We start from the raw sequence: 15,697 nt of genomic DNA, 5'->3' as shown, positions 1-15,697 counted from the left end.
ATGGGGCTTTCTTCCAGGACGAAGTCGAAGAGCGCAAGATCATGGCGGTGCCGATGGTATTCCAGGACAACCAGCATATCGGTCAGGGTCGTATGACGCTGGAAGAAATCATTGCCAAGCTGGATAGCAATGCAGCCGCGAAAGATGCGGAAAAGCTGAATGCCAAAGATGCCTTTGATGTCCTGGTGATCGGTGGTGGTCCTGCAGGGAATACTTCAGCCATCTATGCAGCACGTAAAGGCATTAAAACCGGGATCGTGGCTGAACGCATGGGCGGTCAGGTCATGGATACCATGGACATTGAAAACTTTACGTCTGTACAGAAAACTCAAGGTCCGAAGTTTGCAGCGGAAATGGAAGCCCACGTGCGTGAATACGGGGTCGACATCATGAACCTGCAACGCGTGTCTAACATCAAAGGTGCGGATGAAACGGCCAACGGTCTGGTTGAAGTGACCTTGGAAAACGGGGCAAAACTTGAATCAAAAACCGTGATTCTGTCGACCGGTGCACGCTGGAGAGAGATGAATGTTCCAGGTGAGCAGGAATACAAAACCCGTGGTGTAGCCTACTGCCCGCACTGTGATGGTCCACTGTTCAAAGGCAAACGTGTTGCTGTGATTGGTGGCGGTAACTCAGGTGTTGAAGCCGCGATTGACCTGGCAGGGATTGTAGAACATGTCACGCTGGTGGAATTTGATACTAAGTTGCGTGCGGATCAGGTGCTGCAAGACAAACTCAACAGTTTGCCAAACACTACGGTGATCAAGAATGCCCTCTCGACTGAAGTACTGGGCGATGGCTCACAGGTGACCGGCCTGAAATATAAAGACCGTGCCACCGATGAAGAGCATGTGGTTGAGCTGGCGGGGATCTTCGTGCAAATCGGTTTGTTGCCAAATACGGACTTCCTGAAAGAAACCCCAGTTGAGCTGACCAACCGTGGCGAGATTGTGATTAATGACCGCAACGAAACCAATGTGAAAGGCGTATTTGCTGCAGGTGACTGTACCACTGTACCCTACAAGCAGATCATCATCGCGACCGGTGAAGGTGCCAAGGCGTCATTGTCTGCTTTTGATTACATTATCCGTTCTGGGCAGTAAGTTTTAGACTAGCTCAAATAAAGCCCGTTTGATGCGGGCTTTATTTTTAATTGATTTTGTCATTATCTTTTTAGATTCAACTATATTTTCAAATAATGAATCATTTAATCATTTTCTTGATATGATCTTAGTCATGTAATTAATTTTTATCCTATATAGATACTATGTAATTGTCAGCAATCTCGTCTTGCCAGCCCAGAAAAGCTCTCCTATGATAGAGCAACAAATCATCTTTCATGATCGAAGAATAAAAAGGATAACATCCTGGGAGAAGAAAAATGCAGTATCAATATCATTGTGCCTGCTGTGAAAAAGTAGTCGACTCTACAGAAAAATCATGCTCAAACTGCGGCTCACATCATATTCGCAGCCCTTTTGGTTTCTGGATTTTATGTCTAATCGCCTGTCTCGTTACAGCTATCGTATTTAAAGTGGTGCACTTGTATGTACAGTCCCAACAAGAAGTACCGGCACAACACTCGCTATTGGATGTTTTAAAAGAAGAAGATAAAAGACTTCGCTAAATTTATTCATCTGACAGTAAAGACCTGTTGGTTCAAACAGGTCTTTTTATTAATCTTGAATAATTCAAATAGCGATGCGGAAAATAGCCTCATGAAATCCAGATTTGATTTACAATAGCTGTGGATTTGAATGAGAGATGTGCCATGGTTCAGTTAATTAAAAAAGGTGGATTACGCGAACGTGCTAACCGTAGCCGCAGCTATCAAGGCTCTGAAAATACTGAAACCACCTTAAAGCCTAATCGTTATCAAACGGCGGTTAAAACACCAGACAATTTAGCCTCTCCTTCCCCGACCTCACCAATATCTCCAGCATTAAATGAAGATATACCCCTTAATTCATCAGAATAAGTGCGTCATACCATAACCACAATGCAAATAGCAGAAATAGTCCGCCTGACATCATATCAATGTAACTCCCCGAACGCTGGTACAAGATTTTAATTTTTGGTTGGGAAATCAACAGCATCAATAAAGCAAAGGTGATAAAGGTCTGCAAAGGAATAATCACTGCCAGCTGTGCTTTCAAATAATCGGAAGCAGACGAACTCAAGGCCAGTGAAAATACGCTACTAAAATAGATCAGTGTTTTGGGATTAGAAAGATTGGTCCATAAGCCCAACATAAAATAGTTTTTAGCTTGCACCTGTCCATTTGTATCGTCGTCGGCCTGATGTCTATTTTTAAAGCTATGCACACCACCCTTTAACATGCCCCATCCCATTTTAGCCAGGAACACACCACCGAGCACCATCAATACCTGTTGAATCCATGGAAACTGGTCAATTAACACGGTAAAACCCGCAAGTGTCAGTACTACCCAAACTACAATACCGGCAGAGATCCCAGCAATAACTTTCAGGGCATTCTGGCGTGTAGTGGATGCGGCACTTTTGGCAATGAGCAAAACATCGGGACCGGGACTGAGTTGAGCAACAAAATGCAGGAGACAGATCGTAAAAAGCAGAGACATTAAAATTAAGGTAAATTTATAAAAATATATTATAACGTTTGTTCAAAGACATTAGAAAGTTCCAATAAAAAAACCGAATCATCAGATTCGGCTTAAATAGAGCTTTTTTTTAAATAAAACATTTATTTTGGATTGATATCTTTCATTTCAATTTTTTTCGCCTCAGGTCTCACTTCACGTGCTTCACCATCAATAATGGTGGAATCACCGCGACCTGATTGCTGATTTTGCATATCCTGCATTTGACGCATCATCTCGGCAAATGGATTTTGGCCTTGTGCCCCACCCATATCGCCCATCATGCCACCCATCATTTTTTCCATCATGAGTTGTTGACGTTTTATCATCGCTTTCATCATGGCAGCCTTAAAGACCTGCTGAACCGCTGGAATGAGCATTAATACGGCTAATACATCGGTAATCAATCCAGGAATAAGCAGAAAGAAACCTGCCAGAATTTTAGGTAAATTTCCTGTTAGTGCAGGATCTGCACTCATCTGTCCCATCTGCATTTGCTGCATCTGTGGCATGACACCGGCCGAGTATTTACGGATCAGATTCATACCAATAAAAAATGCGGCTACAAACCAGAAAAATACGTACCACATGCTCCCGACGAGGTCACCCACGCCAATCCAGACAAATACTTCTAGGATTAAGCCTGCAAGGATAATAAGAAATAATTTCATGAAAATTAATCTAATCTCAGTAAAATAAATAATAGGATGCTGGAATCAACTGCTTCATCAGGATCAAGCTTTTTTGATACGCTTATGTAACAATATGGGCATTATTCTATTTTTAAAGTGCGGGCATGTCATTAATTATTGGGATTGACCCCGGTTCTCGTTTAACCGGTTACGGAATTATCGAAAAAGACGGCTCCAAACTGACTTTTGTTGATGCCGGCACCATCAGAACAGAAACAACAGAAATGCCTGAACGTTTAAAACGTATCTTTGCCGGCGTGGAGCGCATTGTAAAATTTTATGGTCCCACTGAAGCTGCGGTAGAACAGGTCTTTATGGCACAAAATCCGGATTCTGCCTTAAAACTCGGTCAGGCCCGTGGTGCTGCTGTTGCGGCACTGGTCAATCTGGATTTGAAAGTCGCTGAATATACTGCGCGCCAGATCAAGCAGTCGGTAGTGGGTTATGGCGCTGCGGATAAAGAACAGGTGCAGATGATGGTGATGAATATTCTAAAACTCAGCATCAAACCGCAGCAGGATGCCGCCGATGCTTTAGCTGCTGCTATTTGTCATGCCCACGCCTCAGGAAGTATGAGTAAAATGGCGGTATTGAATGCGTTGGGCGGTATGGCACGCGGCCGGAGTCGCGTCAGTAGCCGTCGTCGATAAGGTTTAACGCAATATTATAAAGTCTTGAACATCTAGCTCAGATTCCAGATACTCTTGCATAACAGATTTTACAGTTGCACGAGCAGGCCCTTGCCAACTTCGTGCAATCATTTCGCTAAGTTGTGAATCTGTTCCAACAATAACCGCCTCCACCTCACCTGTGCTCAAGTTCTTCACATATCCTTTCAGTCCAAGTGCTTGAGCCTGCTCGGCAAACCAGTAACGGTATCCGACTCCTTGGACTTGGCCTGAAATATTCAGTTTGATGACTGGCACACTATTCTCCTTAGCGATTCACCACCTGATAAATCGCATGCTTCATATCCTGCGCCTGCAAACCTCGTTCGCCATTTTTGGCCAGTTCATCACCTGCAAGTGCATGCAGCGTCACAATTTCATGCAAATGAATTTTTTGTTTAAATTGTGCCTTTAGACTAGCAATCATGCCGGCCAGCACATCTCCCATTCCACCCGTCCCCATACCGGCATTTCCAGCTGTGCATATATAAAGTTTTTCTTCCAGAATCAGGCTGCCTGAACCTTTTAGCACCCATTGTCCCTGATATTTTTGTTGCAGGGCATGAATGGCTGCAATCCGATCCATTTCAACTTCCGCAGTGCTACACGCCAGTAACGTAGCGGCTTCCCCAGGATGCGGAGTCGCATAAGTCTGGGAATTCAAAACTTGAGGCTGCTTGGCCAGAAACCATAAGGCATCCGCATCCAAAACTACCTCCAGATCAGATTGCTGAGTCAGCTCAAACCAAACTGTATATTGTTGCTCTGACCAAGAATCACGACCTAATCCCATGCCAAAACAGACTGCATCGACCTGCTGAATTAGTGCTTGGCGTTGCTCCTGAGTTAAAAGATTGATATCACGCAGCATGATATTCGGTGCACGTGACAAAATCGCAGTATGGTGTTTTGCATCACAGACGATCGTCACTTTACCTGCTCCGGCAGCAAATGCTGCCTCTGCTGCCATGATCACTGCCCCCCCCATATCGGCATGACCACCTACAACCAAGACATGACCATAACTGCCTTTATGACCAAAGGCTTCACGCTTCGGCAATTGAATCTGATGTGATGAAAGACAAGCAATTGGTTGAAGCTCAGTATCTGTCGGGATAGCAGAAATCAGTTCGATCTTGCCCGCATATTCTTTGCCTTGTCCGGTAAACAGTCCTGCCTTAAGCCCTAAACCCGTGAAAGTGTAGTCAGCTTTAATCGCAACAGGCAAAGGCTGGCCGGTATTGGCATCCAATCCACTCGGAATATCAATTGAGATTTTTAATCCAGTTTGCTGATTGATCGTTTGAATAACATTTTGCCAGTCAAAGTCCAGCTGACGGTTCAGACCAATTCCGAATAATGCATCGATATAGACCTCACATTCAGATTGAAAATCAAAATGCGAATAAGGCTGCAAGCCAGCTTGCTGAGCTTCCTGCACAGCCGATGCTAAATCTTTGGAATTACCCAACTCAACTGCATAAATATCAACACTGAAGCCCGCCTGTTTGAGATATTTGGCCACAAGATAGCCATCGCCGGCATTATTACCCTGACCACAGCAGACAGCGATTTTTTTTATTTTTTGCTGGGAAAATAAAGTGATCAGCCGCTGACTAATCCCCCAGGCGACTTGTTGCATTAAACCGTAGGAACTATTTTGCTGTTGAAACCAGCGCTGCTCCCATGCTTGTAGATCACGGCTATGGTAAACTTGTTGCTGCATTTCTTATTCCCTGTCTTTGGTTTATGGCAACTCCCGATTCTCAAGCGCAAATTAAAGTTTATCAACAAGATCCAGCCGAGCTAAAAGCATGGATTAAAGCGCAGGCTTTAGAATTGGGTTTTTCTGATTGTGTCATTGCCAAACCAGATGCTCAAGCAGAATTAGCACGCTTACAGGAATATCTGGATCGTGGTTATCATGGTGACATGAAGTTTCTGGAAGAGAATCTGGAAAAACGTGCCAATCCCGCCTTACTGGTTCCCGGCACACGTAGCATTATCTGTGTGCGTATGGATTATCTGGTCGACGCACCAGAACCACGTTATATCCCTTATGCACCCAACTCTGCCATTATTGCGCGTTATGCTCGTGGCCGGGATTATCATAAAACCATGCGCGGTCGCCTGAAAACCTTGGCGACAAAAATCCGGGGAAAAATCGGAGATTTTGAATCACGTCCTTTTGCGGATTCTGCACCCATTTTTGAAAAATCGCTGGCTGAAAGTGCCGGCATGGGCTGGACAGGTAAACACACCCTGCTGATTCATAAAACATCAGGCTCATTCTTTGTGCTGGGTGAACTGTTTACTTCACTGGAACTGCCCTTTGATGAACCCGCGACCAAACATTGTGGATCCTGTACTGCGTGTATCGACATCTGTCCGACTCAAGCCATTGTCGAGCCTTATATGTTAGATGCTCGCCGCTGTATCGCCTATCTGACCATCGAATATAAAGGCATTATTCCAGAAGATTTGCGACGCGGAATTGGTAACCGGGTTTTTGGTTGTGACGATTGCCAGCTGATATGTCCATGGAACAGTTTTGCCCAAGTGACCTCGATAGAGGATTTTCATCCGCGGCATGGACTGGATCAAGTGAGTTTACTGGATTTATGGCAATGGGATGAAGCCACCTTTTTAAGTGCGACTGAAGGCAGTCCGATACGTCGTACGGGTTATCAAAGCTTTATGCGCAATATCGCCATTGGTTTGGGCAATGCACCCTTTGATGGGCAGATTATTCCGGCCCTTCAGCAACAGCGTGATCAGCATGATGAAATTGTGCAGGTACATATCGATTGGGCGATTCAAGAACAACTGGCAAAATCCAGCTAATTTTCTATCACTATTAAAATATATTTCAACTTTACCTAGATTCACAGTTTCACTTAAAAGCCTTACACACCCTCGTTTCAGACTATGGCATAAATAAAAATAGTCAGAAATGAAGTGGAGGAAAGATGATGTCATCAAAAAATCCAAATCAAGAACTGTTGGAGCAGCTTCAACATGACCAGCAGAAGCAACAACAGCAGCAGCCGCAACATGGCCCGATTAATTCCCCAAAAAACAATCAGCATGAACAGGATGAACGAGTGCTGAACAAGCAGCATCGTGACGATCTGCAAAATCAGAATATTCATGGTGGTCATCGTGAATAAAAATTTGCAGGATTGAATATAATGACAAAGTCCACCCCGTGTGGGCTTTGTTATTTATATAAGGTCATATTTTGCTAGTGAAGCAAAAGCTTATTTTTATTAAGATGAACTGAATGATAAATAAGCATAGACAGGGAAAGAGATGAACAGTAGTGATGCGGTACGTAATGATTGGTCACGTGAAGAAATACAAGCTCTATATCAACAGCCTTTAATGGATTTAGTGTTCCAAGCGCAACAGGTTCATCGTGAACATTTCACTGCGAATACCGTTCAGGTCAGTACCCTGCTCTCGATTAAAACAGGTAAATGCCCTGAAGACTGTAAATACTGCTCACAATCAGCGCATTATGATTCCAAACTGGAAGCTGAAAAACGCATTGCGGTCGATAAAGTGATTCAGGAAGCCAAACAGGCGCTGGCATCAGGCAGTTCACGTTTCTGTATGGGGGCTGCATGGCGCAACCCACATGAACGCGATATGCCTTATGTGCTGGAAATGGTGCGTGAAGTCAAAGCACTCGGTCTGGAAACCTGCATGACACTGGGGATGCTAAATGGATCACAGGCTGAACGCTTGAAAGATGCGGGACTGGATTATTACAACCATAATCTGGATACTTCTCGTGAATACTATTCACATATCATCAGCACGCGTAGCTTTGATGATCGTCTGGATACTCTGGATCATGTACGTCAGGCTGGCATGAAAGTCTGTAGTGGCGGTATTGTGGGTCTGGGCGAAAGCCGTGATGACCGGATTGGTTTGTTATATGAACTTGCAACTCTGGCAATTCATCCTGAATCCGTGCCGATTAATATGTTGGTACCGATTGAAGGTACACCGATGGCAGATGTAGAAAAACTGGATGTGATTGAGTGGATTCGTACCATTGCCGTAGCACGGTTGCTGATGCCAAAAAGTTATATTCGCCTTTCTGCCGGCCGTGAATCCTTAAGCGATTCGGATCAAGCGCTAGCATTTATGGCCGGTGCCAATTCTATTTTCTCTGGCGAAAAACTGCTGACGACTCCCAATACAGCTCAGGGTCGTGATCAGCAACTCTTTGCAAAATTAGGTTTAGTTGCAGAACAGCCAAAACCAAGTGTTCGCAGCTTGGCTACAGATGCAATGGCAAGCTAATCACTATTTAATTTGATGAACTCACAGAAAAGTTATGTGCAGTAATTAAAATACCATAACGGGCATTCAGATAATCTCCGACTCGGATTTGATCTACCCCATTGGCATGATGCACCATCAGCACTTGCGTGACTGCATCATAGCTAAAGGATTCATAACTATCTTGATGCAGGCTGAGCCAGTGCAGGGTATCTGCCAGGCTACTGTCGACGATATAGCTATCTGCATGAAAATCTTTACTCATATGCCTGTTCATCGTGTTGAAATTTCCCTTTAATTTTAACGGAAATTAGCCCATAACAAGCATAAAAAAAGTGAGCCATTGCTCACTTTTCTTGCAAAAACTTTAGTCCTGATTCGTACCGCACTTACGACACTCCCTGTGTTCCCCGATCTCTTGCATTTGCTCATACTCATAAATATGCAAACAAAACAATTTTCTTAAAAGCTGAAGCATCATTGAAACTCCTGTTTAATCATTTTTTTAATACGCTTCTTAAGATATTCCGTCCTGAAACATCATGATTTTTGACTAAAAAATCATCTCATATTAATTAGCATAATTTTTTCAGTTGTAAAATGCATTTCATCTACTTTTCACTTTTTTTGCAGATATTCTTTGAACTACATCACAATTATTTCATAAATATGAACTTTTTTTTTGATTAAAGAGGATGTTTATGGAATTTAGATAACAAAAGTAATATCTGAGGGAGATGCTTTTTTATTAAGCTGGTAACGAAGAATCTTTATTGAAAGGCAAACTAGAAAAGTTCATTATCAGTGGAGGCAACCCATTTTAAGTCCTTCGAGATAAGAACGACGATCAATTAAGTGAATTGCTTACTTCAGATTTCATAATATCCAAAAACAAAAAACCCCTTACGATTAATGCACGTAAGGGGTTGTTTTATATGGTGGGCCCAGACGGACAACAACCCTCTCCTACCCTATTGTTTTTATTACACTAATTAATATTAAAAAATTACGGGATACAAGCTAGGATACATGATTCAAGTGTTGCTTTTTTGACCTGTTGAACTTTTTTCACCACCGAACTCCCCTACCACATCACCGTGTTTACTGGATTTTTACAATACAAAGCTTCTTGGTGAAAGAAGAGCCGACATCAATATAATGGCAATTATCAATTTTAGTATGTTCTTTTACAATTGTGTGGCCTAGATAAATTTCATCAATATTTTCCACAGTATCATAATGTTCTGAATGATTACGGATACGTCCTCTCCCCCAAAGTGCATTGCTATAAGCAGAAGTTACACCAGAGATCTTATAGTCGCCTTGACTAATATCTTGCTTAAAGGCATTCCAATTATGTATGTCAATGTCTGCGTGCACCACACCAATCTTTTTATGTTCCAATTGAACTTCTATGACTAAAGGCAACTGCTTAAAAAGCTCAATAATTTCTAGCCGCTGTGTTTGAGATAACTGATAAAACCATTCACCTCCATTACGTGCATGAATATCTTTTATTTTAGGATCATGAGGTGACTTGATACACATTTCTTCATGATTACCACGCACCGTATAGAACCAAGGTTGGTCTAGTAATGAAATACACGCTAAGTTTTCTTCACCTCGATCTACAAGATCACCCGTACAAATAAGCACATCATTCTGAAAATCAAAATGATTTTTTTGGAGTTCTTGCATCAAAAGGCTATAACAGCCATGCAAATCACCAACCACATATATATGATCCGTTTGATTTGTATTGATTGTCAAAATAGGAGAATAATTCATTGACTTAAATGATCACCCTTAATTTCAATATGATTACCGACTTAACAGCTTCCCAATCATTAGTACTCGATCAAAGCTATACACATGCGCAAAAGGACTTTCTACACAACGTCCAACTAACGGCAAATTATGATCAGGCTGACCAGTTCTAAGTATAACTTCTGCTGAACAAATCGGACATATCCCTCTAAACCGAGTTACACGTGTTAATTTATTACGCTCTCTATCACGATACATCTCAATATCAGCATGATCTTCATTAAGTGAAATAAAAGTCATAGGTGCCTTAATGACACGATGCTCTGGTAAATTCCATAACGGAATGTACCAATATTTGAATGATAGGTAAGAAAATCCAATTAGACAGACTATAAGCAACAAATCAAGAGTCGTGAAATTTTGTCCTTCACGTACTAAAACTAATGAAAATGCACAAACATATATAGCCCATGAAATAAAACTGCCAAAAAGAACGATTAACATAAACAGTCCTCTTATACTTTTATTTTTCATTTCACCATTTTTAAAAATAAATCGGTAAAACCAGGACAATTTAATTTCTGAAGGATCTACCCGTTCATAAGAAATTTCATCTTCATCAAGCTTTTGATCCTCTTCATTTTGGATCTGAGCATATTCTGTAATATCTAACCAATAACGGCGCTCATTCCCTTTTCCTCCAATTGTATCGTTGGTTTTTACAACTGGAATATAACCAATCTCTTCAAATTTTTTAGTATGTTTTGTGATGACACGATCAATGTATGCACTTAATTTTTTGTCACTCATCCACTTCCCTAGATCTTTAGAATCCATCGATACAACAGATTGCTGACCATCAAGAATAAGTTTTAGTTGATACCTGGTATACGTTATTGGTTCTTCATTTTGAGCATTTAAAGCATCAATCGATGCGCTACAGATTACTTTTAAGCAATCGTATGCCCTGTTATCTGCTAAGTCCTTCTTTAAAATCTCATCTAACACAATAAAAACTTTTAATTTTAATTCAGACACTTAAACCCCCATTTTACCCGTATTTCCCCTTTATACGGTGTTTGGACAATTAGATCACAAGCATAGTGAATGAGTAAATCAACTTCCTAAAGGATTTTAATCATGACGATGTATATTGCATTAAACGAAAATAATAAATTGGTTAATATTAAGCAGGTTGAACGTGGGCTCGCATGCCAATGCACTTGCTTTGAATGTGGTGAAGCTGTTATCGCTCGTAAAGGTGAGATTAAGGAACATCATTTTGCTCATGCAAGTAATAAAGTAAGCTGTACGATTAACCCTGAATCCGTACTACATAAATATGCCAAAGAGGTTATTGTTGAATCTATGGGACTTATGCTTCCTGCTCTACCTGACTCAGATAGTGAAGCTGCATGGTGGACCTTCGAAAAATTATTACCTGAATTTTCTCTCGGTTTAATTCGCCCTGACCTTATTGGTTATTTTGATGGCGAACCTATTTTAATTGAGATCGCAGTCACTCATTTTATTGATGCTGAAAAACTAAAACGCATTGAGGTTTTTAAATCAAAATGTATTGAAGTCGATTTATCATCACTTCTTAGAAATGATATTGCAATTCCAAGTACAGAAGCCAAACAGCAAATCCTCGAGAATCTAGACAATAGAAAATGGATTTACCCACTTCCGCAAGAACAATCCACTCAGCAACAAATAGCTTCTACTTCCTTCAAAGTAACCACCACACTACCAGTAACGCCTGAACTACAGAACACCAGTCCGAATTGGCAGGACTATAAATTTAAAGTTAAAGTTAAAGGCATGCACCTTAATGTTCGCCATTTTGCGAGTGGTATGATTTCAGTAAATAGTGCATACAACCCTGCAATCACTGCGATGCTAAAAGAATGGAAACGTGAAGGACGCGGTTCATACAATCCTACATATAAATCTTGGAACTACTGGCTCCCATTCTCGGAACAGGTTTTACAAAGACTCAAAGAACTCAATGAATAAAGGCATATTACCCATAAATACTTGCCTAATCACGACAAATGATAAGTACTTAAATTGGGACCTATCTAGCTAAAAAGTAGCTTTAAGTCCCAAATATGGTACTAACCTCACAAGATAAAAGACTAAATAATTTTGAAGTTTTTTGGATCATCTACATTGAAAGGTACTACACGTAGTTTTGCACTAGAGGGAAGCCTAAACTTAAAGTCATCCAATGGCTGCGTGAACTTGTCCTTCCGATATGGATAGACAAGTACAACATCACTGTCATGCTTGAGGTAATAGTGGCTATAAGCAAACATTTGCTGAATATCACTGTCTTTCAAACCATAACGCCCAGCTCGATCACTTTGATCAATCAACTTCCACTTGGTATCCATCACAATCGGTTTTGCATTCAGACATTCAATGAAAATATCAGGCTTAAGCTTAAAAATACGACGTTCTTGATGCTGACAAATATGCTCCGTCGCATACTGTGTCTTCACAGTATATTCGGGTAAGTTACGGCGTAGATGATAAGCAACATAGTGCTCAAATAGCTTCTCCATTGGGAAGAGTAAACTCATGCCACGCCACTCCCCCTGAGTAGATACAGGCATATATTCACCTAAGATTAACTCCGTCCAAGGTTTAATCTCAGCATACAAAGCGAGTAAACGTCCTGACTGCCATTGTCTAAAATCCTGCTTAATCTTTTGGCTTCGAGGGATCTCATTGGTCATGAGTCTCAGCTCTTGCGCCAATTTCCAATTACTTGCGTCTTTGCTCTTTTTACACACCACTTCTAAGGCTGTACGTATCAATCTATTTTCAGGTCGATTCACCTCATAAACATCATGCTCAATCGGAAAGATATGTTTCTTTGTAAGTGGCTGACGCATATATTTCACATGCTGTAATTGTCCACGTAAAAACTTTTGTTCCTCTTGCACACGGTTATAATCAAAACGTAAACCACGTTGTACCAAACGCTCAAACGACGCAAGGAACTGCGTCATAATCCATTCATGCAAAGATTGTTTAAAGCGGTTTAAATTGGCACTTCCTGCTTCTCTATATGGTAAATGTAGTGAAACACTCAGCATTTTCTGAAGCAGTTTACGTTCTTGCTGAATAATATCTTGATCATCACTGCCATTAAGCTCCACATGTTTAGGGAGGATTTCAATCCGTGTACCACATGGGGTTTCTATCACTCCCACATATTGATCAAGCTTAAGCTTTCTTCGCCCTGCCAACTCAAATACTTTCGCACCGTGCTTTGAAAATGATGCTGAGAGCTCACATAGATGCTCAAATGCTTTCCCAGATATATAAGCATGGTCTAAAGTTGGATCAGGACAGCCTTCATAAGCAACGCTAATGAAGGCATATTCTCGGACGGTAAAATCAGGCATCACGATCCCCAATTAGTGCTTAATAATCTTAGTAAAGCTCTCTATTGAATTAAATACATCATCGACGACTTCCCATGTTTTCTGCTCCTCAAAATAGCTCTCCGATTCATGTGCTACATTTGGGAATAATACTGATTTATCTATACCATTAGATCGCAGCATGCCATTTGCATTGAGCACCATATTGATCTTAGACCAATCATCAAAGAAATACTCTTGAAGCTGAGGAATGATTTTTTGCTTAAATATTTGCGCTAAGTTAGTAAGAGATGGATCTTTCTGCAAAGTCATAAAGTTGGCATGCCCAATACAGTGATCTCGGTCTAATAACACCTCAATACGCTGATTGATGACTTCTAATAACTTTCTAATATCCAAACCCTTAACCTCAACGCCAGTTAGAAGCTCAGGCTTTGGTGGCATTTCGATAAAAGTAAAGCGACGGCGCAAGGCAATATCTAAACCTGTTAAAGATCGGTCAGACGAATTCATGGTACCAATAATGTAAACATTATCAGGTACAGAGAAGTCATCTTTAGAATATGGAAGTGTCACCGACAATGCTTCGTCTGCGCCTTGACGTTTTGAATCTTCAATTAGCGTAATCAATTCACCAAAGATACGGGAAATGTTACCTCGGTTGATTTCATCAATGATGAGTACATAAGGTTTTACTTTTTCAATAGAATTTACATATTCAACTTCTGAACGTAATGAATTAGCGATAGCCCATTCATAACTTTTTTGATCCACAATAATGTCACTTTGTGTCTTCAAATAGTTACGAATATGCCTAATAGATAAAGTGATATTACTTCCTGTAGATGTACAAGCAAATAACGTACCTGCTGAATTACTTGATACTTTAATTTCCGCACCACGTTTAGTATGAAAAATCATTTCCTCTGTTTTAGCCTGAGTAATGAGTTTATCAATTGCACTATTGATACTGGCTTCAATCGGTGCTGATACATTATTTTGCTTAGCATCAGTTTCTATTTGGGCATCTTCACAAATCTCTTTAAATACGCCTGCTTTTACATCATAGCTTAACTGCTCATTATCATCCGTTTCAGCACGAATCCCTTCCACAAAATCTTCATAACTAAAACTTTGATGGAAAGTGACAAACTTAATTTGACCTTGTTCTTTGTACTGATCAAAACGTAATTTTAGCGCCGTGCGATCTTCTTGTTCTAAAACTTCGAGAGGTTTGTTTTCAATAATGGATAAGGCATGGTTAATCGTATGGTAAGTTTTACCTGTACCCGCTGCACCAAATAAAATACGGTTTAGGGGCTGTTTTATCTGTTCTGATGGATTCATATCGGTCTCTATCATCTCGATATTGTTATAGTTTTCCGGCCAATAACCCACAAAAGGATCTCGATCAGTTTCCATTTTGTTCAAGGACATGCTTTTGAGTTCTTCTAATTTGGAGGCCGTTAATCGAATTGTTCCTAACTCATCTATTGAAAACTCTGATTCATTTTCATTTGGAATATAGAATGTGCCATTTTGATCGAAACCAACAGCAGCCACATAGCTCACTGTACTATTTCGCCCATTGAATTTATTGTTTGTGCCGAATCTAACCGGAGGCCGCTCTGAAGGTGCAACCCACCAATCCATAGGTGTTTCATGGATATATCTTGCCAACTCGAGAAAAAGCTTTCGATGCTCAGTATTTTGTTCAATGTGATTAAAATTCGGAACATTTTTAAACTGCTTCAGAATAAATTCATCCGTTAGCTTTTCTTTTCTACTCTCTGATCGTTTTTTATAGAGGTTTTCAAGTTCAGTTAAATCCTGAGTATGGCCTAAAAAGATACAGTCTTGGACATCTTTTCTTTTTATACGGGTGATTGTTTGGCGATAAGTATAAAAGTAAATTATTTTTTCAGGTTCAAATTGTTGCTCCCATTCGACTTCTAAGGTACGTCCATCATTTAAGTTTTTCTTTACGGTACCAATGGCTTTGACTTTCATGCAGCTTACAAGACAACCGTAATTATTAAATGGCATATTATATTTTTGGCCATAAATTGCTTTTATTGCAATTCGATCCCCTGCTTGAATAGCATTTACGCGATCCAGATATTTATCTGTATAGCCATTCTGCCAAATGCCTTTTTCAATAAATTCCGCCGTCTGATCTTCGCCATCCCAATCTGCTCCTGCAACCCAAAAATCCATCATTTTCCCCAAACTAAAAATCTATTTCTTTACGCTTTAAT

General features: G+C 40.7%; 17 protein-coding genes. 8 read left to right on the top strand and 9 right to left on the bottom strand.

What is annotated here, in order from left to right:
- From ahpF to ACP7AK_RS11350, 3 genes are all read left to right on the top strand, one after another.
- Window positions 1–1,106 (top strand): alkyl hydroperoxide reductase subunit F (gene ahpF / locus ACP7AK_RS11360; protein WP_425879922.1); only part of this gene is annotated, 1,106 nt, incomplete at its 5' end.
- A 278-nt stretch (window positions 1,107–1,384) separates the two neighbouring features.
- On the top strand, window positions 1,385–1,630 hold the full coding sequence (locus ACP7AK_RS11355) for a hypothetical protein (protein ID WP_425879921.1): 246 nt from the start codon (window positions 1,385–1,387) through the stop codon (window positions 1,628–1,630).
- A gap of 144 nt (window positions 1,631–1,774) precedes the next feature.
- The gene (locus ACP7AK_RS11350; RefSeq protein ID WP_425879920.1) at window positions 1,775–1,981 is read left to right on the top strand and encodes a hypothetical protein; all 207 of its coding nucleotides are present in this window, start codon (window positions 1,775–1,777) and stop codon (window positions 1,979–1,981) included.
- Here the strand turns inward: ACP7AK_RS11350 and ACP7AK_RS11345 are convergent.
- Together ACP7AK_RS11345 and ACP7AK_RS11340 are read right to left on the bottom strand one after the other, a co-directional pair.
- Window positions 1,965–2,603, bottom strand: coding sequence for a LysE family transporter (locus ACP7AK_RS11345; RefSeq protein WP_044108580.1), 639 nt, complete (start codon window positions 2,601–2,603; stop codon window positions 1,965–1,967). The two genes, ACP7AK_RS11350 and ACP7AK_RS11345, sit on opposite strands and share 17 nt — an antisense overlap.
- A gap of 122 nt (window positions 2,604–2,725) precedes the next feature.
- Window positions 2,726–3,292, bottom strand: coding sequence for an FxsA family protein (locus ACP7AK_RS11340; protein WP_253147543.1), 567 nt, complete (start codon window positions 3,290–3,292; stop codon window positions 2,726–2,728).
- A 125-nt stretch (window positions 3,293–3,417) separates the two neighbouring features.
- Here ACP7AK_RS11340 and ruvC point away from each other — a divergent pair, with 125 nt between their 5' ends.
- Window positions 3,418–3,963, top strand: coding sequence for a crossover junction endodeoxyribonuclease RuvC (gene ruvC / locus ACP7AK_RS11335; protein WP_004278925.1), 546 nt, complete (start codon window positions 3,418–3,420; stop codon window positions 3,961–3,963).
- Between the two features lie 3 nt (window positions 3,964–3,966).
- Here ruvC and ACP7AK_RS11330 read toward each other — a convergent pair whose 3' ends face one another.
- Both ACP7AK_RS11330 and ACP7AK_RS11325 read right to left on the bottom strand, forming a co-directional pair.
- A complete protein-coding gene (locus ACP7AK_RS11330) occupies window positions 3,967–4,239 on the bottom strand; it encodes an acylphosphatase (RefSeq protein WP_253147544.1) in 273 nt (90 codons plus the stop codon).
- A 10-nt stretch (window positions 4,240–4,249) separates the two neighbouring features.
- A complete protein-coding gene (locus ACP7AK_RS11325) occupies window positions 4,250–5,707 on the bottom strand; it encodes an NAD(P)H-hydrate dehydratase (protein WP_425879919.1) in 1,458 nt (485 codons plus the stop codon).
- Between the two features lie 23 nt (window positions 5,708–5,730).
- Here ACP7AK_RS11325 and queG point away from each other — a divergent pair, with 23 nt between their 5' ends.
- From queG to bioB, 3 genes are all read left to right on the top strand, one after another.
- Complete coding sequence (gene queG / locus ACP7AK_RS11320; RefSeq protein WP_425879918.1) at window positions 5,731–6,825, top strand: tRNA epoxyqueuosine(34) reductase QueG; 1,095 nt, start codon at window positions 5,731–5,733, stop codon at window positions 6,823–6,825.
- 125 nt (window positions 6,826–6,950) lie between these two features.
- The gene (locus tag ACP7AK_RS11315; protein ID WP_085064553.1) at window positions 6,951–7,151 is read left to right on the top strand and encodes a hypothetical protein; all 201 of its coding nucleotides are present in this window, start codon (window positions 6,951–6,953) and stop codon (window positions 7,149–7,151) included.
- 142 nt (window positions 7,152–7,293) lie between these two features.
- Entirely contained in the window at window positions 7,294–8,295 is a 1,002-nt protein-coding gene (gene bioB / locus ACP7AK_RS11310) for a biotin synthase BioB (protein ID WP_422195919.1), read from the top strand.
- Window positions 8,296–8,302: 7 nt separating this feature from the next.
- Here bioB and ACP7AK_RS11305 read toward each other — a convergent pair whose 3' ends face one another.
- The 3 genes from ACP7AK_RS11305 to ACP7AK_RS11295 form a co-directional block, all read right to left on the bottom strand.
- Window positions 8,303–8,539 carry a hypothetical protein gene (locus ACP7AK_RS11305; RefSeq protein ID WP_085064551.1) on the bottom strand — a complete coding sequence of 79 codons (237 nt, stop codon included), beginning with the start codon at window positions 8,537–8,539 and terminating at the stop codon, window positions 8,303–8,305.
- A gap of 836 nt (window positions 8,540–9,375) precedes the next feature.
- Window positions 9,376–10,062 carry a metallophosphoesterase gene (locus tag ACP7AK_RS11300; RefSeq protein WP_129717431.1) on the bottom strand — a complete coding sequence of 229 codons (687 nt, stop codon included), beginning with the start codon at window positions 10,060–10,062 and terminating at the stop codon, window positions 9,376–9,378.
- 33 nt (window positions 10,063–10,095) lie between these two features.
- Window positions 10,096–11,079, bottom strand: coding sequence for a hypothetical protein (locus tag ACP7AK_RS11295; protein ID WP_425879917.1), 984 nt, complete (start codon window positions 11,077–11,079; stop codon window positions 10,096–10,098).
- Window positions 11,080–11,181: 102 nt separating this feature from the next.
- On the opposite strand from ACP7AK_RS11295, the gene ACP7AK_RS11290 reads away from it, so the two are divergent.
- Complete coding sequence (locus tag ACP7AK_RS11290) at window positions 11,182–12,060, top strand: competence protein CoiA family protein (protein ID WP_129717435.1); 879 nt, start codon at window positions 11,182–11,184, stop codon at window positions 12,058–12,060.
- A gap of 122 nt (window positions 12,061–12,182) precedes the next feature.
- On the opposite strand, the gene ACP7AK_RS11285 is transcribed toward ACP7AK_RS11290, so the two are convergent.
- Together ACP7AK_RS11285 and ACP7AK_RS11280 are read right to left on the bottom strand one after the other, a co-directional pair.
- Complete coding sequence (locus tag ACP7AK_RS11285; RefSeq protein ID WP_044109162.1) at window positions 12,183–13,460, bottom strand: McrC family protein; 1,278 nt, start codon at window positions 13,458–13,460, stop codon at window positions 12,183–12,185.
- Window positions 13,461–13,472: 12 nt separating this feature from the next.
- The gene (locus tag ACP7AK_RS11280) at window positions 13,473–15,659 is read right to left on the bottom strand and encodes an McrB family protein (protein WP_425879916.1); all 2,187 of its coding nucleotides are present in this window, start codon (window positions 15,657–15,659) and stop codon (window positions 13,473–13,475) included.
- Window positions 15,660–15,697 lie beyond the last annotated feature (38 nt).

The sequence above is a fragment of the Acinetobacter sp. TWP2-2-3 genome, from assembly GCF_049896445.1.
In the GTDB taxonomy this organism is placed as follows: domain Bacteria; phylum Pseudomonadota; class Gammaproteobacteria; order Pseudomonadales; family Moraxellaceae; genus Acinetobacter.
The sequence above is the reverse complement of the archived record's forward strand: the minus strand, read 5'-3'. Positions and strand labels throughout refer to the sequence as shown.

Excerpts from the sequence above, each read along its gene's own strand:
- ACP7AK_RS11355 (WP_425879921.1), top strand. The coding sequence starts at position 1,385 with ATGCAGTATCAATATCATTGTGCCTGCTGTGAAAAAGTAGTCGACTCT.
- ACP7AK_RS11350 (WP_425879920.1), top strand. The coding sequence starts at position 1,775 with ATGGTTCAGTTAATTAAAAAAGGTGGATTACGCGAACGTGCTAACCGT.
- ACP7AK_RS11345 (WP_044108580.1), bottom strand. The coding sequence starts at position 2,603 with ATGTCTCTGCTTTTTACGATCTGTCTCCTGCATTTTGTTGCTCAACTC.
- ACP7AK_RS11340 (WP_253147543.1), bottom strand. The coding sequence starts at position 3,292 with ATGAAATTATTTCTTATTATCCTTGCAGGCTTAATCCTAGAAGTATTT.
- ruvC (WP_004278925.1), top strand. The coding sequence starts at position 3,418 with ATGTCATTAATTATTGGGATTGACCCCGGTTCTCGTTTAACCGGTTAC.
- ACP7AK_RS11325 (WP_425879919.1), bottom strand. The coding sequence starts at position 5,707 with ATGCAGCAACAAGTTTACCATAGCCGTGATCTACAAGCATGGGAGCAG.
- queG (WP_425879918.1), top strand. The coding sequence starts at position 5,731 with ATGGCAACTCCCGATTCTCAAGCGCAAATTAAAGTTTATCAACAAGAT.
- ACP7AK_RS11315 (WP_085064553.1), top strand. The coding sequence starts at position 6,951 with ATGATGTCATCAAAAAATCCAAATCAAGAACTGTTGGAGCAGCTTCAA.
- bioB (WP_422195919.1), top strand. The coding sequence starts at position 7,294 with ATGAACAGTAGTGATGCGGTACGTAATGATTGGTCACGTGAAGAAATA.
- ACP7AK_RS11305 (WP_085064551.1), bottom strand. The coding sequence starts at position 8,539 with ATGAGTAAAGATTTTCATGCAGATAGCTATATCGTCGACAGTAGCCTG.
- ACP7AK_RS11300 (WP_129717431.1), bottom strand. The coding sequence starts at position 10,062 with ATGAATTATTCTCCTATTTTGACAATCAATACAAATCAAACGGATCAT.
- ACP7AK_RS11290 (WP_129717435.1), top strand. The coding sequence starts at position 11,182 with ATGACGATGTATATTGCATTAAACGAAAATAATAAATTGGTTAATATT.
- ACP7AK_RS11285 (WP_044109162.1), bottom strand. The coding sequence starts at position 13,460 with ATGCCTGATTTTACCGTCCGAGAATATGCCTTCATTAGCGTTGCTTAT.
- ACP7AK_RS11280 (WP_425879916.1), bottom strand. The coding sequence starts at position 15,659 with ATGATGGATTTTTGGGTTGCAGGAGCAGATTGGGATGGCGAAGATCAG.